This window comes from Paenibacillus faecis (genome assembly GCF_008084145.1).
Classification (GTDB): domain Bacteria; phylum Bacillota; class Bacilli; order Paenibacillales; family Paenibacillaceae; genus Fontibacillus; species Fontibacillus faecis.
In genome coordinates this window covers 904,074-927,811 of sequence record NZ_VSDO01000003.1, presented here as the reverse complement: position 1 = coordinate 927,811, position 23,738 = coordinate 904,074, and the positions used below count along the sequence as shown (strand labels likewise).

The following is a 23,738-nucleotide window of genomic DNA, read 5'->3' as shown; positions in this document are numbered from 1 at the left end:
AGTAGCGCATGCTACTGAACTTGTAGCATGCGCTCTAATGAGGTTCTGGCTTTGTCGGCGATCGCCGGCGGGACATAAATTTGCGGCTGCATCGTTTCCAGACACTTCACCAATTTTTTCAGATTATTGACTTTCATATTAGGACATACGAGAAACTTCGAGGCAAAATGGAACGTTTTCTCCGGACTATCCAGTCTCAACTGGTATCCCGTCCCGTCTTCGGTCCCCACGATAAATTCCTTGGCGGACGACTTCTTGCAATATTCAAGAATCGCGGTCGTGCTGCCGACGAAATCGCCCATCGCCACGACCTCCGGCCGACATTCGGGGTGAACGACGAACTCGGCTTCCGGATGCTTCGCTTTCATCTCGACCACATCTTTTACGGTCAACATATCGTGCGTGTTGCAATAGCCTTCCCATATGATCATTTTCTTGTCCGTATGCTGCTGAACGTAATGACCCAGGTTCTTGTCGGGAACCCAGATGATCTCGTCCGCATCGACCGAGTTAATCACCTTGACGGCATTGGAGGAGGTACAGCAAATATCCGTCTCCGCCTTGACTTCAGCCGAAGAGTTGATATAGGTGACCACTTTGGCGTTCGGATGCTGCGCTTTAAGCTTTCTTAAGCCATCCACGTTCACCATATCCGCCATCGGGCAGCCGGCCCGTTCATCGGGAATGAGCACCGTCTTGTTCGGCGCCAAAATTTTCGCGCTCTCTCCCATGAAATGAACGCCGCAGAACACGATCGTTTCCGCTTCGGTTGAAGCCGCCTTCTGAGCAAGCAAAAAAGAGTCGCCACGGAAATCGGCCACTTCTTGAATTTCGTCGCGCTGATAATAATGCGCCAAAATGATTGCGTTGCGTTCCTTCTTAAGCTGAACCAGCTTCTCCCGTAGCTCCCGGTTCATTTCCGCCTTCCGCTCCCGTGCTAGAGCCTCCACCTGACATCCTCCCCTGTATGCGACCGCGGTTCCCCCGCGCTTCTCTCTCGTCCGCATCCTTATCGTAATGTTTGTGCAAAAATACGCATACTTGCCGTCACTTCAACGTACCTAATTTCACACGGCTGTGTTAACAACTAATTTACACAAGCGAGTTGGGGCTGTCAATCGATCCGGGCAGGAAAGCTCAAATTTTAATTAATGCCTTGGCGATGTGAAATCGCGGCCCAAAAGGCCATTACTCCGACTGGCGGCCATACCAAGCGAGTCGACATGGGGACCAACGGTAATTCCACTAGCCATTGAGTGATGAAACCATAAAAAAATCCGGGAGGCAGATCCTGTCTGTCTCCCGGATGATATCCATACATTGTTATACAGTTGGCGGCGTGCCGCCCCCCGGGCCTTGCCCGTTACCGTCTTTGTTGTCACCTTCCGGCGGCGTCGGCGGTACATCCCGGACGGTTCCTTCCGGTGCGTCGACCGTAGGATCACTCGAAATGTCGTTCGTGCTGCTGCCCGGTATCCCGTTCGGAATATCTCCGGTTGGGCCTGCGGGAGCCGGATCCTCGGTCTTGCCTTGAATCCGGACGCGTACGTCACCGACATTGTCGACGATAGGTTCGCCCGTTTCGGACGTGCCGTTTCCGCTGCCGCCTTCGCCGTCTTTGCCGGCTTCCGGTGCATCCAGCAGACGCCCATGCTCGATCAACTGCTTGATCTGATCCAGATCCAGCGTTTCCACCTCAAGCAAGGTCTCGGCGATCAGGCGAACTTCCTCGGCATGCTCCGTCAACAGCTTCTTACAACGTTCGTAGGACTCGTTGATAAACCGCTGCATTTCCTGATCGATCTCGTAAGCGATCTGATCGCTGTAATTCTGCTCGTGTCCGATATCGCGGCCCAGGAACACCTGGCCTTGCGATGTGCCGAACTGCATCGGACCGAGCTTCTCGCTCATCCCGTATTCGACGATCATGCTGCGCACGATACTCGTCGCTTGCTGGAAGTCGCTGTACGCCCCGGTGCCGATCTCGCCGATGAACAGCTCTTCCGCAACCCGGCCGCCCAACAGACCCGTAACCTTGTCGAGCAGTTCTTGCTTCGTCACCAGCATGCGGTCTTCTTTCGGAAGCATGATGACATATCCGCCGGCCCGGCCGCGCGGGATAATCGTCACCTTGTGCACCATATCGGCGTGCTCCAGGAAATAACCCACGATCGTATGGCCCGCTTCGTGGAAAGCCACGATGCGTTTCTCGCGGTCGCTGATCACGCGGCTGCGCTTCTCCGTACCGACAATAACGCGGTCGATGGCCTCATCCACCTCTTGCATGGAGATATCCTTGCGGTTTCGGCGGGCGGCAAGGAGCGCCGCTTCGTTCAGCAAGTTCTCCAGATCCGCGCCGGTAAACCCGGTCGTCCGTTTGGCGATGACATCGAAGCGTACGTCTTTGGTGAGCGGCTTATTGCGCGCATGCACCTTGAGCACCGCTTCGCGGCCCTTCACATCCGGACGGTCGACCGTAATCTGACGGTCAAAACGTCCCGGACGCAGCAAGGCCGGGTCCAAAATGTCCGCACGGTTTGTGGCCGCGATGATAATAATGCCTTCGTTGCCACCGAAACCGTCCATTTCTACAAGCAACTGGTTGAGCGTCTGTTCGCGTTCGTCATGTCCGCCGCCGAGTCCGGCGCCGCGCTGACGACCTACGGCATCGATTTCGTCAATGAAGATGATACAAGGCGAATTTTTCTTCGCGTTTTCGAATAAATCCCGAACCCGGGAAGCACCGACACCGACGAACATTTCCACGAAATCCGAACCGGAAATACTGAAGAAAGGACGCCCCGCTTCCCCGGCTACCGCACGAGCCAGCAAGGTTTTACCAGTTCCCGGAGGGCCTACGAGCAGAACCCCTTTCGGGATTTTGGCACCGAGTGCGGCAAATTTCCGCGGATCCTTCAGGAACTCGACGACTTCCACCAGTTCCTGCTTCTCTTCGTCGGCTCCCGCTACGTCCTCGAACGTCGCCTTCTTCTCTTCATTATAGAGACGGGCCCGGCTCTTGCCGAAGTTCATCACTTTGCCGCCGCCGCCCTGCGCCTGATTGAACAGGAAGAAGAACAGAATAAACATGATCGCAAGCGGAACGATGGAGGTCAGGAAGGTCAGCCAGATGCTTTCTCCCTGCATTTTCTTCCAGGTCAGGTTAAAGCCGTTCTGTTCGCTGAGATCCGTAACTTCTTTAAGAACGTTCGGGTCATAAGGGATATAGGTCGAGAAATTCTTCGTTTTGCTGTCTCCGACCTCATTTTTATACTTACCGGTCACCAGATAAGCGTAACCGTCGAATTTCCCGGTCAATTCCTCGACGTTGTCTTTCTTTAATTCCTGCCGCAGTTGCGCATAACTTGGATTGACGGTTGTCTCATTTCCGCTGTTGAGGAATTGGACGATGCCCACCACGACTAAGAAAAGTATCAAATAAAAACCAGAATTCCGGATGAACCGATTCATCCCCTACCTCCTCTCAAAACCTTAAGTTATTTTAACATAGCCGCTCACGCCTTTCAAAAAAACGGCGGGGGATGGCTCCGGCCCGGGGGACCGGTGAAATTAGCTGCTGTAGACTTCTGGTTTCAGCACTCCGACGAATGGGAGGTTGCGGTATTTCTCGGCGTAATCCAGTCCATAGCCGACAACGAAAGCGTCCGGGATCACAAAGCCCGCCAGATCCGCTTCCAGCTTGACGGTCCGTCTGGCCGGCTTGTCGAACAAGGTAACGATCTTTACGGATTTCACCTTGCGGCGTTCCAGAACGTCGATAAGGTAACTCAAGGTGAGACCGCTGTCGATGATATCTTCCACGATCAGGATGTCTCTGCCCTCTACCGAGGTGTCCAAATCCTTGATGATTTTAACTTCGCCCGAGGATCGGGTGGAGGCGCCATAACTGGATACCGCCATAAAATCCAGCTCCAGCGGCACGGTGATCTCTTTGACCAGGTCCGCCATGAAGATAAAGGCGCCTTTCAGTATACAGATGACCAAAGGATTGCGGCCCTCGTATTCTTCGCTCAATTGGCGCCCGAGCTCTTTGACCTTCTCCTGGATTTGTTCCCGGGTAATCAAAATTTCCTGGATATCGTTCTGCAAGATAAGTAAACCTCCTACGTTATACTATGAATGTAATCACTAGGTTAAACCCCAGGGTCGGGATCAGGATTCCTCACCAGGGCCACATGCAGCACGGAGGACGTCTTCTCGCTCACGGCCGCGGCCGATGACCGGCGCACGCCGGGAATCCAAAGAATCTGGCCCGAAGCGTCCGTCACCAGGGGGATTTGGGAGCGAAGCGTGGGAGGTATTTTCTCATCGATAAAAATATCTTTCACCTTTTTGCTTCCATTTAGCCCCATCACGTTCATCCTGTCTCCCGGAAGCCGGGAACGCACAGTAAGCGGATAGACGATCTCATCCGCATCAAACGCTGCCTCCCCGTTGCCATCCTTCATAGGCCCCTCAAGGCCCAAGCCGGCATGTTTACGGGTAAAACGCAAGGTTTGCCCCGTGTCCATCACGGACACTTCCGCCGGAAAACGTTCCACAACATATGTATAATGAGGATTTTCCGCTCGGGCAGGTACAAACCGAATGGTATCGTATTCACGATAACAGCGGACACCTCTTCCAAGATCCAAAACCCACGTCGTGGGCCGGTCCTGGACCGCCCCTTTCCGAATGGCTTCTACCTTGACAAAATCGCCGTCATCCGTACCTAAAGGCAGATAATTTAATATTAGTTTAATCAACCTCCGTTGTAAAGCGGCATGTAGGGAGGTGAATCCCCGGAGATGAAAAGCCGCACCGCCGTTTTGCCAAGTTACCATTTCCGCATAAAGACGCTCGGTTTCCAAACGCATATAATCATCCTCTTCACCGATGACCTCGGCCAGACGATTCAACGAATCCGTCAGCTGTTCATTATATTGCCCCAAAAAAGGAAGCACATCCAGACGGATTGCATTGCGCGCATACTTGGGAACCAGGTTGGAGCTGTCGATAACATAAGGAATGCTTGAGCGGTCGCAGGCTTGGACCAGCTCGTTTTTGTATATACGAAGGAGGGGGCGAATAAGTTCCACATTTTTTTCGCGGCGTTTCAGCTTCATGCCGGCCAAGCCCGACGGGCCGCTTCCCCGCAAAATCCGCATCATCACGGTTTCCGCCTGATCATCGGCATGATGGGCGAGCGCAATCGCCGAAGCTCCGTATTGGGCGGCGACTTTATGAAGAAAGGCATACCTCTTCTCCCGGGCCGCCAGCTGCCCTCCCTTTCCGGTTTCCTTCATATAAGTAGGTATGTCAAAAACGCCGAGTTCGAACGGGATTTCCAGGCGCTGCGCCAAACCGCGGACAAATTCGGCCTCCTCATCGGATTCTTTCCCCCGAAACCCGTGATTGACATGAGCGCAAACCAGCTTCAAGCCGAGTTCCGGATCGCGGGACAGCTCCTGCAATATGTGCAGCAGAATTACGGAATCGGCCCCCCCGGATACCGCCACGACGATGCAGTCCCCCGGTGACCATAATGTATGTTCCTCTCCGGTACGGCGCACCGTTTCCACCAAACGGTACAGATCGGGATTCATGCGGCGCCACTTCCTTTCCGGACGATTCTATAGTCTATGGCTGTAATAAGGATTTTGATCCCGGCGGTCAAAAACGCAATGTCAGGTATAATGCGCATACCAGCAATGTCAAAGAGACGGCAAAAGCCCCCAGCATCCAGCGCGGGGTTTGGCCTTTGGGCTTGCGTCGGCGGCCGAACGCGGCGGTCGCCAGCTCCCGCCATAATTCGCAGGCTTCCGCCGTATCCTTAAACCGCCCGGCAAGCGCCCGCTCCAGCCATTCCCGAAAGGGGGCCAAAGCCGGTTCCGCACGAAGAATGGCGGTAAGATCGTTGAGGCTCCGCGTCTGGGGCAACTGGGTGGCGGCCCGTTTCAAAGGCCCTTCGGCCAGCAGGTGAATGCATACCACGGCGAAAGAGAACCAGTCATAGGACGGTTCCGCCGTCCGCCCGCCGGCGCCCCAGTACCCGCGGTCATACCATTCCGTAAACTGTTTGACGCTGCGGCCGATTCCGCTGACTCCTCCGTAGTCGATTAATTCGACTTCGCCGTAAGGAGAGACCAGCACATTCTCCGGCTTCAAATCTCCGAACACCCATCCGGACTCGTGAAGCTGCCGGAGCTGGCGAAGCAGGTGGAGGCCCGCAATCCCCAGCCAGGCCCCGCCTCTCTTGGCAAGAAAAGCCCTCAGCGGCTCCCCTTTGACATAGCGCATGACGTAGAAAGGGATCTCCCGGCCTTGAAAGGAATAGTCATCCACTTCCACCAGATAGGAAATATCCCGTCCCGTAACGCCTCGCCGGTATCTCTGCCGCTGAAGAGCTTTCAGCACATTGACTTCCGATTGTATATCCACCGTGTCGAAACCCATTTTCAGGGCATAGAGCTTCGCGCTGTCCACCTGCTTGACCAGGTAGACGACCCCGTTCGCGCCCTGTCCGAGCAGGCGCTGAATCGCATAGCGCCTCCCCTTCCAACGGCCTGTCACCACCGTTCCCGGCGCCAGGCTCCCTTTAGACGACGTAGTCACCGAGTATCCCTTCTCCTCTGCCTGGTTCCTCCAGCCATTTCTTTGATCCATGTCCTTCCAGTGTACCATACCGGAAGAAATCCATCACCTTCAGAATGGCCGGACCGGTGGGCGTCGCGCCGCGCATGGCAAGCCGCTGAAAGATCGAACGGGCTTGGCCGAGGTCATCGGTCCAGTCCAGGTCGAGGACGGCGTCTTCGCCGCCGTGCGCCCCGGGGAAATGGAACACCGCCATCCGGCTGGCCCCCTGCCTTGCCCCAAGGCTTAGCATCATATCGCGAATCGCCTCCTCCACGGCGGCGAGCTTCGGCTTCATGCTGGCGCTCGCGTCGATGAGCAGCGCCACGTCCAAGGGGCTGTTCTCGCTCAGTTCGTCGATGACCTCCACCACCTGGGAACGCTGGTCCGGAGGCAGGTCCACCACGGAAGAATTCCCCAGAATTGTTTTCAACTCCTTATTAACCGCGTGCTGAATCGTCTGAACCACGGTTTTGCGCGTCAGCATTTGCATCGTTTGGGCCAGCTTCCGCGTGCCGGAAAGCTGGCTCATCCCGCCCCCGGCCTTGGCGATTTCGGCGATTTCCAGACTGCCCAGCTCCCCGATCGTGCCGTAGTCGACAATCCCGATCACATTGACGACGATCCCCTCCTGCCGGGCCAGCGCGGCCGCCATCACCGGACTCTCCCCTACATTGGAACATCCGTCGGTAATCAGCAATATTTGCTTCATCTGCATCCATCCCCGCTTTCTTTGATCCATCTGATAGACTCTCTTTCTCTATCATTTCCAGCGAGAGTAGAATTCAAACCCTCCTGCATAGCGGCATCATGAAGGGCCAAGGCTATTCCTGAGGATGGCGCGCTGCATAAAGAAAGGAGGCCGTCCCCGAAGGGGAGAACCTCCCTTAATACGCGGCGGATGCCAGCTCGATTTCGAACCGGACTTCGCCGCTTCCTTCATCTCTTTTCGTGATAACGAAAGTCCAGTGCTGTTCGGGAACCCGATGCCGCAACAGCTCAAAATCCGGCTCGCTTAGCCCGATTTCCGTGAAACGCTCCCCGTCGAACCGGTAATCTTCACCGGCTTGGAGGCCGAAACTAATCCGCAAGAAGCTCTGCAGACCTCCCGCGGTAATAAATTTGAACCGATATCCCTGGGCGATAGCCGCTCTTATATCCTCCCGGTTTTGATGCGCGTAATCAAGAAATTCCCCCCAGTTTACCTCCGGGTCCACGTTCTGCACCAATGTAGCGGTATCCTTGTTCTCTATCAGCGAAATCGCCTCTTGGTTCGAATAGCCCGCGGCCCGAATCATTTCCAGCCGCAGCGCGTACGGTTGTGGCAGCGTCGTCGGCATCCGCTCGATCCTCCTCCCGGTAATATCTTCTCTTCTCAGTCAACCAAATGGCAAGCCACATAGTGCCCGCTCCCGACATCGCGGAAATCCGGCTTCCTCTCCGCGCATTCCTCCTTGGCATATGGGCAGCGGGTATGGAACTTACATCCGGAAGGCGGATTCGCCGGACTCGGAATTTCCCCCTTCAAAAGGATCCGCTCTCTTTTTATTCGGGGAATCGGGATGGGAACGGCCGACAGCAACGCTTTGGTATAGGGATGAAGCGGACGGTTAAAAATCTCGTCGCGCGGCGCCATCTCCACCAAATTTCCCAAATACATGACCCCGACGCGCGAGCATAAATGCTCCACCACACTTAAATCATGGGATATAAAAAGAGAGGCCAGCCCCTGCGTCTCCTGCAGCTTTCTGAACAAATTGATGATTTGGGCCTGAATCGACACATCCAGCGCCGAAACCGGTTCATCCGCGATGATCAGGTCAGGCTGGAGGATGAGCGCCCGGGCGATCCCGATCCGCTGCCTTTGCCCGCCCGAAAATTCGTGAGGGTAGCGGTCGTAGTGGGAGGACGACAGGCCGCAAAAGCCCAGCACTTCCAGTACGCGGTCGCGGATCTCCTCCTTCGGCTGAAGCCCGTGATCCAGCAAGGCTTCGCCGATGGCGTCTCCGACTCGAATCCGGGGGTTCAACGAGCTGTAGGGATCCTGAAAAATCATTTGGATTTTCGGCCTCACTTGGCGCAAGTCTCCCTCCTTAAGGCCGTATATGTCGATTCCTTTAAATTTGATTTCTCCCCCGGTCTTGTCCGCGAGGCGTACAATCGCGCGTCCAACCGTGCTCTTTCCGCTGCCCGATTCCCCCACAAGCCCGAAGGTCTCCCCCGGGAGAAGGGTGAAGCTGACATCGTCGACCGCTCGAACATATCCGGTAGTCCGCTGCAACAGGCCCGTTTTAATCGGAAAATATTTTTTCAGGCGGTTCACTTCAAGCAAGGGTTCATGCATGCGCCTTCGCCTCCTCGTAAAGCCAGCAGGCCGCCCGCTGCCGCTCTCCCACTTCTCCCAACGCAGGCTCCCGGTGCCGGCAAATCTCCATCCCGTGCTCGCAGCGATCATAAAAGTAACAGGACGGACTTAATGCGAGGAGGTCGGGCACTTGGCCCGGAATGGAATACAGCGATTCCTCCCGCTGCCCCAGCACCGGTTTGGAACGCAGCAGACCGCGGGTATATGGATGCTTCGGCGCCTCAAACAACCGGGTGACCTCACCTTCCTCCACGACTTTACCGGCATACATGACGACGACATAATCGGCTATCTCGGCCACAACGCCGAGATCATGCGTGATCAGTAAAATCGACATCCCGGATTCCTCCTTGATCCTGCGCAAGGTATCCAGGATTTGAGCTTGTATCGTCACGTCCAGGGCTGTGGTCGGTTCATCGGCGATAAGCAGCTTCGGCCGGCAGGATATGGCCATGGCGATCATGACCCGCTGCAGCATCCCTCCGCTAAGCTCATGCGGATAGCATTTGACGATTTGTTCGGGCCTGGAGATGCCGACCTGTTCAATCAATTCAACGGCTTTTTTCCGGGCCTCCTTTTTGCTGAGCTTTAAGTGCTCTAGCAACGGCTCCATTAACTGCTCGCCGATCGTGAGGACCGGATTTAGCGAAGACATCGGCTCCTGAAAAATCATGGCGATCTCGTTTCCGCGAACCGCCCGGAGTTCGTGGCGGCTCAGGGCCAAGAGGTCCCTATCCTCAAAAAGGATGCTTCCCCGGATGTCCGCCCCCGCGATCCCTTGAAACAAACCCATTACCGAGAGGGCGGTCACGCTTTTTCCGCAGCCGGATTCCCCGACGATACAGACGGTTTCGCCTTGCAGCACACGCAGACTTACCCCATCCACCGCTTTGATGACGCCCTCTTCGGCAGGAAATTGCGTCACAAGCCGATCAATTTTCAGCAGAATCGACATATCTTTTCACCTATCTTTTCATTTTGGGATCGAGGACGTCGCGAAGGCCGTCTCCAAACACATTGATCGCGATAACCGTCGCAAAAATGGAGACGCCCGGGGGAATCCATAGCCAGGGGTGCTCTTGAAAATCGATCATATTATTCGCGGCGTCGATCATATTCCCCCAAGTCGGAGTCGGCGGCATCACCCCCAACCCGAAAAAGCTGAGAACCGATTCGCTCAGAATCGCACCGCCGATGTTCAGCGTAGCCATGACGATAATTAACGGGATCAGATTGGGAATCAAGTGATAGAACAGTTTCCGTCGGTCTCTTAATCCAAGTACGACGGCCGCCTGCATAAACTCCCTCTCCCGCAAGCTGAGCATTTGCCCCCGGATCATTCGCGCGAGTCCCGGCCAGTTGACGAGGCTCAGCATCAGCATGACGATATACATTCTGTAATCGGTCGGCACCTTCCAATCGGACAGCAAGGCTCCACATATAAACAGCAGCGGCAGTCCCGGTATGGTCAGCAGCAAATCGGCGACCCGCATGATGACCTGATCCACGATTCCCCGGTAGTAGCCGGCAACCGCCCCGAGCAACGTCCCCAAAAACACGGACAACACCATAGAAGCCAGGCCGACCGTAAGAGAGATCCGTCCCGCTTGCATCACCCGGGTCAAAACATCCCGTCCGAGCTTATCGGTCCCCAGCCAGTGCTGCATACTCGGCGGCTTGTTCATCAGCGCCATATTGATTTTATTGTCCGTATACGGGGAGAAGAGCGGACCCGCAAAACAGACGATCGCCACCAACATCACAACCGCAAGCCCCGAAACGGCCAATTTATTCTTCAGCAATTGTTGCAGCGCCTGCGACCAAAGCGACGATCTTCTCCTTGGGCGAGATCCCGTTCGGATCGCCTTCGCTTTTACGCTATCGACATTCTCCATATTCTCCACCCCCTAATGAAGCCTGACGCGAGGGTCGGCCAGACGATACAACAGATCGGACAGAAGCGTACCGATGACCGTCAGGACGGCAATCAGCATCGTAAACCCCATTAATAACGGGTAATCCCGCAATGAAAAAGAGCTCATATACAGCTGGCCGATCCCCGGCCAGTTAAATATTTTTTCAATAATCAAAGAACCTCCGAACAGGGCCGGAAGCTCGAAGCCCACCAGGGTAATCGCCGGCAGCAAAGCATTGCGAAGCGCATGGGAGAACAGCACTTTTCCTTCTTTCAATCCTTTGGCTCTGGCGGTTCGGATATAATCCTGCTTGATCACATCGATCATATTGGAACGGAAGTACCGCGTCAGCGAACCCACGCCCAAAATGGTCATAACGATGACGGGCAAGGTCATATGATGGATAACTTCGGTAAAATAAGCCCAGCCTGTCGCGTTGCTGCCCGTTGTCAGCATGCCTCCCGGCGGCAGCCATTTCAAATCGACGGCTACGATTTTAATCAGGAATAAACCGATAAAAAAGGAAGGCAGCGACATGGCCGCAAACACGGCGACCAGCACGAGCGTGTCGAACCAGGAGTACTGCTTGTAGGCGGAAATAACGCCGATCATAACCGCAATCACCCAGGTGAAAAAAGTGGACACCGCCGCGAGCAGAAACGAATTCCACAGGTATTCGTTGAACAGGGTCAAGACCGGCTTTTGTTGGGCGAGCGAATAACCTAAGTCCCCGTGGAGCGCGTTTTTCATCCATAGGGCATACCTTTCCAGCACCGGTTTATTCAGGCCGTAAATCTCCCGGAGCTCGGCCTTCCTCTCCGGCGTAAGTTTAATATTCCCGCTGATGAAGTCACCGGGGGTTAATGCATATAGACTAAAGATGAGCAGAGATGCCGCAAGCAGGATCAAGGTCATATATATCAGCCTTTTGCCCAGATAAACGCTCATAATCCGGCTCCTTATGTAAGCCGCCGCGTCGATCTTCCGGAACGGCGGCCGTTTTTTATTTCAATTCCCAATTCGGCAGGCTGGAGGACAAGCCGGTGAACGGGCTGACGGAAAGATGCTGAATGCGCCCGTTGTAGGCGTAAACGGTCTTTTTGTAGCTTGTAAAAATAACCGGGAGCTCATCGTTCAACAATTGGAACAGTTCTTGATATACCGCCTTTCGCCGCTCGATGTCGGTAGTGGAGAGCGCCCGATCATAAAGCTCCTTCACTTTGGGGTTGTCGTAGCCTTTGATCTCCCCGTCCACAAATTGCAGCACTCCTTCCGACGGATCCGTCAGCATCGGTGTGGAGAACGAAGCGATATCATAATCGCCTCCCTCCACTTTGGACACCAGGGCGTTAAAATCGGCAAAGATCTCAGGGGTGAACTCGACCCCGATCGCATCGAAGTTCTCCTTGGCTACCGCGATAAAGGTATCGATTTGGGCGTTCTTGGAGCCCAAGAAATGGATCGACAGCTTCTTCCCGTCCTTCTCGCGGATTCCGTCCGGACCCTTGGCCCAACCGGCTTCATCGAGAAGTTGATTGGCTTTGACCGGGTCATAGGGGTATGGATTGGTCCCTTCCTCCGTGTAAGCCCAGGAGATAGGCGAAGCGGGGACGTTGGCGACCTCGCCGGCTCCCTGGTTGGCGTCCACATAAATGCTCTGGCGGTCCAGACCGTAGGTGAGAGCTTGACGAACCCGTTTATCCTTGAGCGGTTCATGTTCCAGATTTAATTGAAGATAACCGTAAGTGCTCGGGGTATAAGGCAGGATATTGACGAAGCCCAAACGCTTGAGCTTATCGATGTTTTCCTTCGTCGCGCTGAACGAAGCATAATCGACTTCCCCGGTCTCCAGATACTGCCACGTGTCGCCTTCGGAGGTTTTATAAATAAACCGCGGTGCTTTGGGCTTACCGGCATAATAATGCTCATTGGCCACATACCTTACTTCCTGTCCGGGAATGAATTTCTCCAGCACATAAGGCCCGTTACCCAGGGGCTTTTCGTGCAGCTTTTTGATGTAATCCAACTGACCGAAACGATAATCCTTGCCATAATAAGCCTTGGACAGAACATCCCCGCCCAAAATCACCAGCGCCATGGCATTCGGCTTCTGCAGCTTCGCCGAAATGGTTAACGGATCCACGACGGTAATTCCGGAAACCGTGTCCGCTTTACCTGCTTTATAAGCCTCGCCTCCTTCAATGGAGAGGGTGGGAAGCTGCGCGTCGCCGTCGTAAGCCTTATCGTGCAGGAGCGTCCAGGTGAACGCCACATCCTCCGCCGTCAGCGGCGAACCGTCGCTGAATTTCAGGTCTTTTCGCAGATGAAACGTATAGGTCAGTTGATCTTCGGAAATGTCCCAGCTTTCCGCAAGCCCCGCCTTCGGCAGTCCTTTATCGTCCACCGTCACGAGCGGAGTATACAGCAGGGAAGAAACATTGCCGTCATAACCGCTTTGGTGAAAATAGGGGGTAAATGCGCCACTGGGATCGGTAAGCCCCACAATGATCATATCCGTGCGTTGTTTCGCCACGTTCGGCAGCTTGGATAAATCGGCCGCAAGGATTACTCCGTCGGTATCTCCGGAGGAAGCGGCATTTCCATCCGCCGTGGCCCCGGATGCATTGCCCGTCGTAGCCGCCGTGGCTTTCCCTGCGGGGGATTCAACGCCCGAACCGCCTCCGTTGCAAGCCGACAACACCAACGAACCAATCAATAAGGCTGCAGTGACTTCGGCTATCCGATTTCTCTTCATTTCTCTCGCTCCTGTCGTTTTATATTTCTGTTAATTCCGATGCGATAACTAAGTTATTGTTAATGCATATTATAGTTCGGCCGGTAAGTTCTGTAAATAGAGAACTTTAATTCTTTTCTCTTTTTGCAAAACAAAGCAACCACCCTGCCTCCAGGCAGCGGTGGTTGCTTTGTTTTTGTGAGCTGAGCCGTAACCGTAACATTCTATTCGTTCATGATATAGGCCATGAGCTTTTTCTGGAACTCCTCCAGCGCATTGAGACGCAGGCTGTATTCGGTCACCGCTTCACCCTCTATGTGGGCCCGGATTAAACCGCCCCTTCTCAGCTTAGAGATATGATCGTGCGTAATCCCCTTCGAGATGTTCAGATGACGGACGATTTCGCTGAAGCTTCTTGGACCTTGATGCAAAAATTGCAGAATTTTCAGCCTGTTTTGCTCCCCCAGGGCTCGAATCGTAAGGTATTCATGCTGGGGAAACGAGGATGGCTTATCGCGATAAACTCGCGCGGAGTAATGGCACAGTGTGACTTTACCGAAATGATAAATCACATTCATGGGCTGAAAATGAAACTGCGGTACCAACACGAGACGTTCCAACCCCTCCTTGGGTTCAAAAACCAGACCATGGGTAATTCGCTCGGCAAACTCCCGGAAGCTCGCGCCCGCATCCCGTTCCCTCTTCCTCTGCTCGGCATCCTGCCGAAGCGACTCCCGGACGGCCGGGTCGGTTCGTTTAAAATATTGGTCGTTCCACTGGGAAAAGACCGAGAGCGTGCGGGAGCGAAATTCCCCCATATCTTTCGGGAATGGTTGGCCGTATTCCGCCATTAACTCATAAAGATCTCCGACGGACTTCCTCTCCAGCCAAGCCAGGAAATCCTCCGCTTCCTCCCCTTCCCGGCAAAGATAAACCAACAGGTAGGTCCATTTCCAGTCGGCATCCACTTCCATCCGGCTAAGCAACGAGGCAAACTCCGGGGTTAGACTTCCGCCGACTTCCTTGGCCCAGTCCGGGGCCAGCAGCATTTTCTTGTGCGATTTTCGGCAAATATACGTATGAAGACTGCTCGTCAGTTCGTATAAAGACTTAAACTCGATATCCAGTTGATAGGCCAAATGTCGTACGCCCCTTTCTGGATCTATTATAACTTGCCGGTTCGGGATACACGCAACATGTAATAGGACAACGTGCCGCACGGCAAAAAAAACGGATACCGTCCCCTTTCTACACGTTTCGGGAATGGCATCCGCTATTGCTCTATCTCTACTCTAATAACCTGTCAGTCCTCTAATAATCTGTCAGTTTCTCATGGCGATTCCGGGAAATATCCTACCTTTACCGCATACTCTACCAACCTTTTGATGTATGCCGAGTCGGGCACATGGCAGTGGATTCCCGTCCCTTCCAGGTACTCGACGGTTTGCGGGCAAGCGAACCGGAACGGGGAGTTCTTCGCCCCGTCTCCTTCCAGTTGGGCCATCGCCAACTCCAGCCCGGCCTGATCCTTCGGCCGGCCCGCATCCAGCAGCCAGGATTCGTACTCGGCCCAATCCAGCAGCTCAATCCGATATCCGAGGGAGCGGAAGGACTCGACCATTTCCGCGTAAGGCAGCTGTACCGGATTGCAAATATGGAACAGCCGCCCGGCCGTCCCATCCTGAAGGGCCAGGGCCGCGATCGCGCCGCTCGCGAAGTTGACGGGCGTCAGATCGACCTGCCAGCTGACGCTCGGCGCCTTCCCCAGCAGGAGCATCGCCTTCAGCATCCGATAGAATGCGTTGTTGTCGATGTTCCGCTGGAAAGCGCCGGTCTCCGAATGGCAGGACAGATTTCCGACGCGGTACACGGTCGCCGGAACGCCCTCCTCTTCGCAGGCGCGGATGACCCGCCGCTCGGCGGCCAGCTTGCTGTTGGTGTACACGTTGCCGGTATCCAGGCTCGGGTCCTGATACCCGCCCTCCGAGGCAAACGTCTCCCATTGTCCGCCCATGGCCAGATCCTCCGGGATCCCGAGCGTCGACACATAATGAAAGCGAACGTTTCTCCCGCGGGTCAATGCCAGCAGGCGCTCCGTACTTTCCACGTTGACCCGGTGGAAATACTCGGCCTCGCCGAAATGCTTAACTTCGGCTCCGCAGTGAAGGATCGCGTCGATTTTCGCCAGAAGCAGATCGCGGACCGGCCCTACCAGTCCAAGGTCCGGCTGCTCCAGATCGCCCTGCACGGCAACGACGCGGCCTTCCATCCGCTGGACGACTTCGGGGCCAAAATACCCCTCCATGACCCGCTGCAACCGTTCATAGGCATCCTGGCCCTGCATCGGGCGGATCAAGCAGTACACCGTTGCCTGGGACGTCCGCAGCAATTCATCCAGAAGCGAGGAACCGAGATACCCGGTAGCCCCGGTAAGGAGAATATGCTCTTGCCGTCCCGGTTTCAGCTTCCCGCCGGTTAGGGAACCCCGGCCGAATTGGCGCGGAGTTTCGGCGAGATCCACCGTTTCGCCCGTCAGACCGGGAGCGGCGTCCCCTTTACCCGACGGGGCTTGCGCCAATTCGGCAACCCGTTCGGCGAGCCGGGCTACCGTCGGATAGGCGAAAAAGTCATTGATTTTCAATTGCGGGAAACGGGGCTTCAGCAGCACGAGCGTCTCCAGAATTTTTAGCGAATGGCCGCCGATTTCAAAGAAGTCGTCATGGATGCCGACCGAGCGAAGCCGCAGCGCCTTGGCCCAAGCCGCGGCGATTTCGGCCTGCAGCTCGTTTTCGGGCGGCGCCGCATCGGCTCCTGCGTATGCTTCCTCCTCCGGCAGTTCATACAAGCCGAGCTTCCTGCGGTCGATTTTGCCGGTCGGCGAAACCGGCATGGCCTCCAGGAAGACGAATTGGCTGGGTACCATGTAAGCCGGTACCTTGGATTTCATGTAGGCCACGAGCTCCGTCTTCTCCACCGGCGCTCCGTTTTTGGAGGTGTAGAAGGCGACGAGCAGCTTTTCCCCGGACTCGTCCTCTTTGACGATCACCGCGGCATCTTTGAGATCCCCATGCTTGATCAGATTCTCTTCAATTTCGCCGATCTCAATCCGGTAGCCCCGGATCTTGACCTGCAAATCCTTCCGGCCGACGTATTCGATACCGCCGTCCCGCAGCAGGCGAACCAGATCGCCGGACCGGTAATACCGCTTGCCGGAGCCTGGGTTGACCGGGTCCAAAATGAAGGCCTCCTCGGTCTTCTCCGGCTGATTCAGATACCCTTTAGCCAAGCCCACGGAATGGATCAAAAGTTCCCCGGCCACATTGACCGGGCACGGCTGCAGCAGTTCGTTCACGATCAACACTTCATAATTGGCAAGCGGTTTGCCGATGCTGATCGTGTTCAGGTGATCCGGGACGGGGCTGTCCATCAAATGCGTGGTGGTAGCCACGGTAACCTCGGTCGGCCCGTATGCGTTCACGATGACCGGCAGATGCGGCAGCTTTCTTTGCAGCGAACGCACCGATTCGCCGGGAAGCGCCTCACCGCCGATGACGAAGCTGCGGATGTTTCCGTATTTTAGAGCCTGCTCCGCATTCAGATGAGCGGATAACTGGTTAAAAAATACGGTTGGCAGAATGCCGATACGCGTCGCGCCCTGTTCCTCGATCGCCGCCGTGAACGCTTCGACCGAATAACGCTGCTCGTTCGAGAGCAAATGAAGCCGGGCGCCGCAGCAAATGGCGCTGAAAATATCGTAGACCGAAGCATCGAAGCTAAAGGTCGAGTATTGAAGGATGATGTCCTTCTCCCGCAGTCCAAGCTGCTCCACCGTAGCCAGCGCCAGATTAAGGACCCCGGCGTGGGGAATCATAACGCCCTTCGGCCTTCCCGTCGTCCCCGACGTATAGATAATATAGGCCACATCATCGCCCGAGACGCAGTTTACCGGGTCAAGCTCACTATCGTCTCCATCAAGCTCCCGATCCAGGTGCAGGATGGAAACCTCCCGTTTCGCGGCTGCCAAAAGCGCCTTCAGCTGGGGCGCATATCCGTCCTTGGTCAGGACGATGCCGGTACGGGTATCGGCGATAATGTAAGCATTCCGGTCCTCCGGATGCTCGGGATCGAGCGGGATGTAGGCCCCGCCGGCCTTCAGAATGGCGAGCATGGCGATGATGGCGTCCAGACTGCGCTCCATAAACAGGGCCACGAACTGGCCCTTTTGAAGTCCGCGTTGAAGCAGCATCCGGGCCAGCCGGTTCGATACGAGATCCAGTTCCCGGTAAGTCAGCGAACGGTCCCCGGAAGACAAGGCGGTGCGGTCGCCGTGGAGCCTTACCGTGCTTCGCAGCATATCGGGGATGCTCTCCGGCAGGGACGGCCAGACCCGGGCCGTATCGTTCAGCTCGGCATAGGCGATTTTATCGTCTGCCGTTAAGATCGGGATGCCGCCGATCGCTTGGTCTTCATTCTCCAGAACGGCCCGCATGATCAACTCAAAGTGGGCGGCGAATTCCGCAATCGTCCCCTCGTTAAAGAGGTGACGCTCGTAATCGATCCGAAGCTGGCCCTCGTCGTCGTTTACCCAATCAAACCGCCAATGCATATAGACGTTTCCGGGAGCGTCCCCATTCAAGCCGGCAACGCCCGCTTTGGGTTGTTTTTCAAACACCGTATAAAGCACGGGCGAATGCCCGATCGTCTCTTCGATTTCTTTCAGCGGCATATCGACGGCGTCCAAAGCCGCCCGCTTGTCCTTCACCATCCGGTACAGCTGCCCGAAGGTTGCTTTGCCATCGCAGTTCAAACGCAGCGGAAGAACGCGGCCTGCCGAATTTCTAGCTCCGACGATCTGATCCGGTTCCCCGCTCATTCGAAACATAAATACGACATAACCGGCGAGCAGCCAGTTTTCCAAGTCGCGGTCCTTGCCCATCCGGGTAAAAGCGTTCTCCGGCAAGGCCAATCGATGCGTAGTTGTAACCAAATCACCTTTGTAGTTCACTTTGGGAGAGTCCGTGTACATATCGAATCCGGATAACGGCAACTGCAGTTCATTTAGCCAAAAGTCCCGGACTTTGCGGTCCGTTAGTAAGGTATCCACTCACTCAGCTCCTTATAGTTCTCTCTATATTTTCAACTCTTCCACCATGTGCTCCAGTTTCCCGGAAATTTCGTTCAAGCTCTCGGCCGAATCCACGATCTTCCCTGCCGAGGAGCGCTGTTCCAAGGCGCTGTTCTTGATATACTCCGACACGTCCGCGTTTCGCTCCGCAAGAACGGCGATTTGGCGAATCGTCGCCGTAATCTGCTCGGTCTCCGCCACCATTTCCTCCGTGGCCGCGGACACTTCTTGAATTTGGCTCGTGATGGAATCCGTCGCATCCAAGATGCTGTAGAACAATTCGCCGGTTTCTTTTACCACATGGATGCCCGCCTGAACGTTCCGCTCGCCTTCGCTGATCGCCTGGACGGCGGTCAGCGTCTCATTCTGGATGTAATGCACGAGATCGGCGATCTTCTCCGCCGACTTGCCCGATTCCTCGGCCAGTTTCTTGACCTCGTTGGCTACGACGGCAAACCCTTTGCCCTCCTCGCCGGCCCGCGCTGCCTCGATGCTCGCGTTGAGAGACAAGAGATGCGTTTGGGCCGAAATTTGGGTAATGACTTGGACGATTTCTTCAATTTCACCGGACCGCTTGCGCAGCTGCTCGATCGAGGCTACGGAATGCTGTACCGATTCGCGGATCGAATCCATTTGCTTAATAACTTTGTTGATATTTTCGCCGCCCAGTTCGGATTGTTCTTTCATTTGTACCGAAGCTTCCGACAAAGCGGACGTGCTGCCTGCGATGGTGGAAACCCCCGAATTGATTTCCTCCAAAGACGTCACGCTCTCCGTAATCGATTTGCTCTGAATCGACACTTTGTCCGAGATTTCTTCAATATGATTCGTGATGTCCGTGGAAGTCTTATGGTTTTCCTCCGAAGCGGTAAACAGGACGCGCGCCTGCTCGGCCGATTGGGTGGAAACCGCCTTGATGGTGGAGACCAGCTCATTTATATTGGCGACGGTGGAATTGAATTTCGCATTGACCTGTCCCAGCTCGCTTTGGCTCGTCTCCAAACGCACGCTGAAATCACCCTGGCTCAGCCGATCCAAGGCATGCATCAAATCTTTGACCGGCGCAAAGGTCCGTCTTGTAAATATGTATTGAATCGTCAGCACCAACGCCAAAATCGCCACCAGCGCAAGGCAGGTATACTTCAGCAGATCCTTCTGCCCCTGTAAAATGACGCTCGCGTCAAAGTCCATCCCCATATATGCGAAGATCTTGCCGCTTTCGTCCTGGATCGGATAAAGCACGGTCAGCCAGGTGCCGTAATCGTCATTGTACGGTTTTGTAAAGGTAATTTTCTTCGTTTTCATCATTTCCTGAACGCCTTTTACGTGGAAAGCCGGCTGTCCAAGCTTGTCTCCCAAGTGGAGCCCTTCTCCTTCGAACATATCCAAAACGGCGGTCGGGAAGGCGATCATCAGCGTGCTGTTATCCACGATTTCCGAGCCAAAAATATACCCTTGAGCTACGTTCGGATGCGTGGCCGATAAATCGTCGAAGATCCCGGTAAGCTTTTTCTGGATCGGTGAATTCCGGTCCGTATTCTTCATGGCTTCGGCGGCTTCCGCCGGGGTGATTTTATGCGACCAGGCTTCCATGACCTCTTGCGAATCGGACTTCAACTGCTTCGTCAAAACCTGTCCTTGAATATAAAAACTCGACGCGATGAGAATGACGCCCGTTAGCAAGATCGAGATACTCGTTAAGACCATATTCTTTGTGACAATACTCCATTGGCGGATTCCGCCGACTAAGCGGGGTTGTTTCATTTTCGGTTTCTCCTCTTTCTCTCTTGAAATTTGATCCATCCGGGTCATCGTTCAACCCTTGAAACATCTTAACCAAAGCCCGCTATCATCTCCTCTCCAAGAGCGGCAGGATGGCCCCGAAATGGGCATAAAAAGATAGCCTACAGTAAAAAAACTATAGGCTACCGCAAAAAAAGCAACTGGCTGACATTTCCCGTTACAGGAGGTAGTCCCTATAGCTTTGCGTCACTGCCTTTCGACAGCTTTGCCAAAGAGAAATATCAAATTTTGAGAAAATGTCCCATAAATAGTGTATCGGTTGATGCGCAGGTCAATTTTACTACATTCTTCAATACTTTCCCATGAAAAAAAAACCAAATGGGTTTCGGCTTTGTGTCTTTGGCACTATATATGTAGGTATCTTCCGGTGCTTACTTCTTTGCAATGTCACTCCTCAAAAGTAATAATGCTGACCTGACCGTACCGGATATCATCCAGGGGTATGTTTGGTTTGAATTAACGGGAATTCTTCCCGTTATTTTGGTACGTATGCGGCTGCAGAGGCGAATTAGCTGGAAAACTTCCCGTTAATTCGCTCGAAATTGTGTATTTCGGCAACAGGGCCGCGAAATAGCTGGAGCTTTTCCAGCTAAATCGGATCGAAAAGCCAAGAGCGGTATATTAACAGGATATTTTCCCGTTAATGATGGAGACTCCGACGGTGGGAGTTTATATCTACAATTATGGATTCATCTCAGCATAATTAGTCTTTTCATTCTTTTGGAATTGTAGCATTATGATTCTTCCATACCAATTTCAATTGAAAAGACCTCTATACCTAATCTATTCGTGATTATAAATTTATTTTCTTCCCACTTGGATTTTTTAAAGTAATCTCTGCGATCTAGATAATCCGGTTTGCCGGTCAACCACTCCACTCTTGTCTCACCTGAAATCCCATTTTCTAATTCCACACACCATGCCTCACCAGATGTTTTATTCAGGCATCTAAACACATCTGCTTTATATTTTCCTACTTTCGACTTTTTGGATAAGGTTTTCATTTTTTTCTTTAGTGAGAACTCCATTTCCCTCACTTGTTTTATGGTATCTTTTATAGCACTTCTTTTTTCTTCATCTTCACCAAGTATGTTGGTTATATCAACTAATACCTCTTCAATAATATCCAAAATGAAATTTTCATCTTCTGGGTTTAAGGCCTCTAAAGCCTTTATTTGTTCTTCTTCAAGATAGTATGACGAAACATTAAACGCTTTATAATTATTGTATTTCTTGGCATTTTCTCTTCTATTCCTTGTAGCTAAAATAGTTAACTGTCTGTTCCCATCTAATTCGATTTCAGGAAATAACTCCACAAATAATTCAGTTACATGATGCGACTTCCACCTTATCGGGAATGCTTGATTCGCCTTTTCATATTTAGAATCTCCTTCTAAGATAATCTTTTTCAATTTCACAATAAAACCTCCTACAACTGATTAGAGCATCCCACTATGTATTTCAGTGTATCAATACCAAGGTGCAGTCCATTCAACTATTCCAATGTCGGTACTCCTAAATACGTTATTCTCGGCATTTCAGTTAATGGATTAAAATAAAGATAAATTTCCTGATGGTCACCACGTATTTTTGAATCAGGTAAATTACTGAACACTGTGATATGGTAATAACCATTTTCAAGATGAATCACTTGTTCATCCGGTAAATCCGCTGTCCATTCCATTAAATCGTACAAATCTCTAATACGTACTTCATTATCTTGTACTTCGTTTTATATCCTGTTCCCCATTCCCCATAATCAATCTGTTCAATGTGATGACTATTTCAAATAATCTGTTGTTCTCTTAATAATTCGTACCACTCATCTTTACCAATAATCTCAAGATAACGTTCTCCGAAAACATAATTCTCCAAAAAGTCATTCCATCCTTCATATGATTTAATTTTTGAATCTTCAAATAAACAATAAATCACTCCACTTTTTTTGTTTATAAATAATGGATACGGATCAATCTTTCCAATACAAATCCATTCTTCAAATCCACCTGGCATTTCAGCGACAGGAAACTGAAAATCACCTAATTCACTTTTTCCAAAAATAACAATGCTTCCACATCTCATAGATCCATACTCTCTAAAAAAATTATGATAATCTTGTAACTGACCATCCTTGATATTAAGTTCAGCTTCAGTAATTATTCTCTCTTGAATTTCTCCTATCACAAGATTAAAAGGATTTACCTCAAGGACATTTTTCATCAAAGCTATCTTCTCTTGAATTGTTTTTTTCACATTCATTCCCTCTCAATTATCATTTTTTATCCTAGATCGAAGGTCTTGTCCGTTTTGCCCGAGTTCAGTATATCATTGCGCCAAGTCCGACCCATAGTAGCCTCCATTTGTTTTCTGGATTTTCTCCCACGATACCGCCGCTGTTATTGCTTCCCCCACCGTATCGACCATGGATTTCTGCATCCCCCGGACTCAGTTGAAAAATTCAGTCATAACCACCGGCTTAGCCGGTGGCTTCCATCAGCCCTATAAGGGCATGGTACTAGCAAGCGCCTAAGAAGGCGCACTGAAAGTCTGCCAACCGCGAGCGGTCTCGGGCATGCCCCTTAAAGGGGCTTTTTTACTTGCCCTTTCCTACCGACTCACCCGTAAACGGGTCGAACAGTTCTTTCATCGTGAGTTGTTCGTAGTTCTTATCTTCTGTTAGCTGATTCCGAATGTATTCGGCGATCGCTTTCCTGTTACGTCCTACCGTATCCACAAAGTATCCTCTACACCAAAACTGTCGATTTCCGTACCGATACTTTAGATTCGCAAACTTATCGAAGATCATCAGCGAACTTTTTCCCTTCAAGTATCCCATAAATTCCGACACACTTAACTTAGGAGGGATACTTACCAGCATGTGAATATGGTCTGGGCATGCCTCCGCCTCATGAATCTCCACACCTTTTCTCTCACATAGCTCTCGAATGATTTTTCCGATTTCTCTTTTTAATTTCCCATAGATCACTTGTCGTCTGTACTTTGGCGCAAATACGATATGGTATTTGCAGTTCCAGCGTGTATGTGCTAGACTGCTCTTATCCATTTCCCTTGTCCTCCTTGATTTCATGATGCGGTTGGCAGACCGGCTATCATTTTATCATAAAGGTCAAGGGATTTTTACTCATAGCTATAAGCTTTCCT

Annotated in this window: 18 protein-coding genes and 1 riboswitch; all 18 genes read right to left on the bottom strand. The window is 52.8% G+C overall.

Annotation, left to right across the window (positions count from 1 at the left end):
* Nucleotides 1-11 precede the first annotated feature (11 nt).
* A complete protein-coding gene (gene nadA, locus FRY98_RS17560; RefSeq protein WP_148454285.1) occupies nucleotides 12-950 on the bottom strand; it encodes a quinolinate synthase NadA in 939 nt (312 codons plus the stop codon).
* Between the two features lie 373 nt (nucleotides 951-1,323).
* A complete protein-coding gene (gene ftsH / locus FRY98_RS17555) occupies nucleotides 1,324-3,471 on the bottom strand; it encodes an ATP-dependent zinc metalloprotease FtsH (protein WP_148454283.1) in 2,148 nt (715 codons plus the stop codon).
* 99 nt (nucleotides 3,472-3,570) lie between these two features.
* The gene (gene hpt / locus FRY98_RS17550; RefSeq protein ID WP_148454281.1) at nucleotides 3,571-4,110 is read right to left on the bottom strand and encodes a hypoxanthine phosphoribosyltransferase; all 540 of its coding nucleotides are present in this window, start codon (nucleotides 4,108-4,110) and stop codon (nucleotides 3,571-3,573) included.
* Nucleotides 4,111-4,154: 44 nt separating this feature from the next.
* Nucleotides 4,155-5,606 carry a tRNA lysidine(34) synthetase TilS gene (gene tilS / locus FRY98_RS17545; RefSeq protein ID WP_148454279.1) on the bottom strand — a complete coding sequence of 484 codons (1,452 nt, stop codon included), beginning with the start codon at nucleotides 5,604-5,606 and terminating at the stop codon, nucleotides 4,155-4,157.
* Between the two features lie 67 nt (nucleotides 5,607-5,673).
* On the bottom strand, nucleotides 5,674-6,615 hold the full coding sequence (locus tag FRY98_RS17540) for a protein kinase domain-containing protein (RefSeq protein ID WP_211373317.1): 942 nt from the start codon (nucleotides 6,613-6,615) through the stop codon (nucleotides 5,674-5,676).
* Complete coding sequence (locus FRY98_RS17535) at nucleotides 6,599-7,345, bottom strand: vWA domain-containing protein (RefSeq protein ID WP_148454579.1); 747 nt, start codon at nucleotides 7,343-7,345, stop codon at nucleotides 6,599-6,601. The genes FRY98_RS17540 and FRY98_RS17535 overlap by 17 nt, the downstream gene beginning before the upstream one ends.
* A gap of 175 nt (nucleotides 7,346-7,520) precedes the next feature.
* The gene (locus FRY98_RS17530; RefSeq protein WP_148454275.1) at nucleotides 7,521-7,973 is read right to left on the bottom strand and encodes a hypothetical protein; all 453 of its coding nucleotides are present in this window, start codon (nucleotides 7,971-7,973) and stop codon (nucleotides 7,521-7,523) included.
* A gap of 35 nt (nucleotides 7,974-8,008) precedes the next feature.
* Nucleotides 8,009-8,977 (bottom strand): ABC transporter ATP-binding protein, encoded by a 969-nt coding sequence (locus FRY98_RS17525; RefSeq protein WP_148454273.1) that lies wholly within the window; start codon nucleotides 8,975-8,977, stop codon nucleotides 8,009-8,011.
* Entirely contained in the window at nucleotides 8,970-9,953 is a 984-nt protein-coding gene (locus FRY98_RS17520; RefSeq protein WP_148454271.1) for an ABC transporter ATP-binding protein, read from the bottom strand. Before FRY98_RS17520 ends, FRY98_RS17525 begins: the two co-directional genes overlap by 8 nt.
* A 10-nt stretch (nucleotides 9,954-9,963) precedes the next feature.
* Complete coding sequence (gene opp4C / locus FRY98_RS17515; protein ID WP_148454269.1) at nucleotides 9,964-10,893, bottom strand: oligopeptide ABC transporter permease; 930 nt, start codon at nucleotides 10,891-10,893, stop codon at nucleotides 9,964-9,966.
* Between the two features lie 12 nt (nucleotides 10,894-10,905).
* Nucleotides 10,906-11,862, bottom strand: a complete 957-nt coding sequence (locus FRY98_RS17510) for an ABC transporter permease (RefSeq protein WP_148454267.1) — start codon at nucleotides 11,860-11,862, stop codon at nucleotides 10,906-10,908.
* 55 nt (nucleotides 11,863-11,917) lie between these two features.
* The gene (locus FRY98_RS17505) at nucleotides 11,918-13,669 is read right to left on the bottom strand and encodes an ABC transporter substrate-binding protein (protein ID WP_148454265.1); all 1,752 of its coding nucleotides are present in this window, start codon (nucleotides 13,667-13,669) and stop codon (nucleotides 11,918-11,920) included.
* A 203-nt stretch (nucleotides 13,670-13,872) separates the two neighbouring features.
* Nucleotides 13,873-14,787, bottom strand: coding sequence for an ArsR/SmtB family transcription factor (locus FRY98_RS17500; RefSeq protein WP_148454262.1), 915 nt, complete (start codon nucleotides 14,785-14,787; stop codon nucleotides 13,873-13,875).
* Between the two features lie 191 nt (nucleotides 14,788-14,978).
* The gene (locus FRY98_RS17495) at nucleotides 14,979-18,752 is read right to left on the bottom strand and encodes a non-ribosomal peptide synthetase family protein (protein ID WP_148454260.1); all 3,774 of its coding nucleotides are present in this window, start codon (nucleotides 18,750-18,752) and stop codon (nucleotides 14,979-14,981) included.
* A gap of 24 nt (nucleotides 18,753-18,776) precedes the next feature.
* On the bottom strand, nucleotides 18,777-20,537 hold the full coding sequence (locus FRY98_RS17490; protein ID WP_148454258.1) for a methyl-accepting chemotaxis protein: 1,761 nt from the start codon (nucleotides 20,535-20,537) through the stop codon (nucleotides 18,777-18,779).
* Between the two features lie 171 nt (nucleotides 20,538-20,708).
* Nucleotides 20,709-20,796: riboswitch (cyclic di-GMP riboswitch) on the bottom strand.
* Between the two features lie 514 nt (nucleotides 20,797-21,310).
* The gene (locus FRY98_RS17485) at nucleotides 21,311-21,994 is read right to left on the bottom strand and encodes a hypothetical protein (protein WP_148454256.1); all 684 of its coding nucleotides are present in this window, start codon (nucleotides 21,992-21,994) and stop codon (nucleotides 21,311-21,313) included.
* A gap of 367 nt (nucleotides 21,995-22,361) precedes the next feature.
* A complete protein-coding gene (locus FRY98_RS17480; protein ID WP_249043438.1) occupies nucleotides 22,362-22,835 on the bottom strand; it encodes a hypothetical protein in 474 nt (157 codons plus the stop codon).
* Nucleotides 22,836-23,169: 334 nt separating this feature from the next.
* A complete protein-coding gene (tnpA, locus tag FRY98_RS17475; protein ID WP_148450426.1) occupies nucleotides 23,170-23,640 on the bottom strand; it encodes an IS200/IS605 family transposase in 471 nt (156 codons plus the stop codon).
* Nucleotides 23,641-23,738: the final 98 nt, after the last annotated feature.

Bases quoted from the DNA above. Each gene is read 5' to 3' on its own strand.
- FRY98_RS17480 (WP_249043438.1), bottom strand. From the start codon at position 22,835: ATGAATGTGAAAAAAACAATTCAAGAGAAGATAGCTTTGATGAAAAAT.
- FRY98_RS17520 (WP_148454271.1), bottom strand. From the start codon at position 9,953: ATGTCGATTCTGCTGAAAATTGATCGGCTTGTGACGCAATTTCCTGCC.
- tilS (WP_148454279.1), bottom strand. From the start codon at position 5,606: ATGAATCCCGATCTGTACCGTTTGGTGGAAACGGTGCGCCGTACCGGA.
- opp4C (WP_148454269.1), bottom strand. From the start codon at position 10,893: ATGGAGAATGTCGATAGCGTAAAAGCGAAGGCGATCCGAACGGGATCT.
- tnpA (WP_148450426.1), bottom strand. From the start codon at position 23,640: ATGGATAAGAGCAGTCTAGCACATACACGCTGGAACTGCAAATACCAT.
- FRY98_RS17510 (WP_148454267.1), bottom strand. From the start codon at position 11,862: ATGAGCGTTTATCTGGGCAAAAGGCTGATATATATGACCTTGATCCTG.
- ftsH (WP_148454283.1), bottom strand. From the start codon at position 3,471: ATGAATCGGTTCATCCGGAATTCTGGTTTTTATTTGATACTTTTCTTA.
- FRY98_RS17530 (WP_148454275.1), bottom strand. From the start codon at position 7,973: ATGCCGACGACGCTGCCACAACCGTACGCGCTGCGGCTGGAAATGATT.
- FRY98_RS17490 (WP_148454258.1), bottom strand. From the start codon at position 20,537: ATGAAACAACCCCGCTTAGTCGGCGGAATCCGCCAATGGAGTATTGTC.
- FRY98_RS17525 (WP_148454273.1), bottom strand. From the start codon at position 8,977: ATGCATGAACCCTTGCTTGAAGTGAACCGCCTGAAAAAATATTTTCCG.
- FRY98_RS17535 (WP_148454579.1), bottom strand. From the start codon at position 7,345: ATGAAGCAAATATTGCTGATTACCGACGGATGTTCCAATGTAGGGGAG.
- FRY98_RS17505 (WP_148454265.1), bottom strand. From the start codon at position 13,669: ATGAAGAGAAATCGGATAGCCGAAGTCACTGCAGCCTTATTGATTGGT.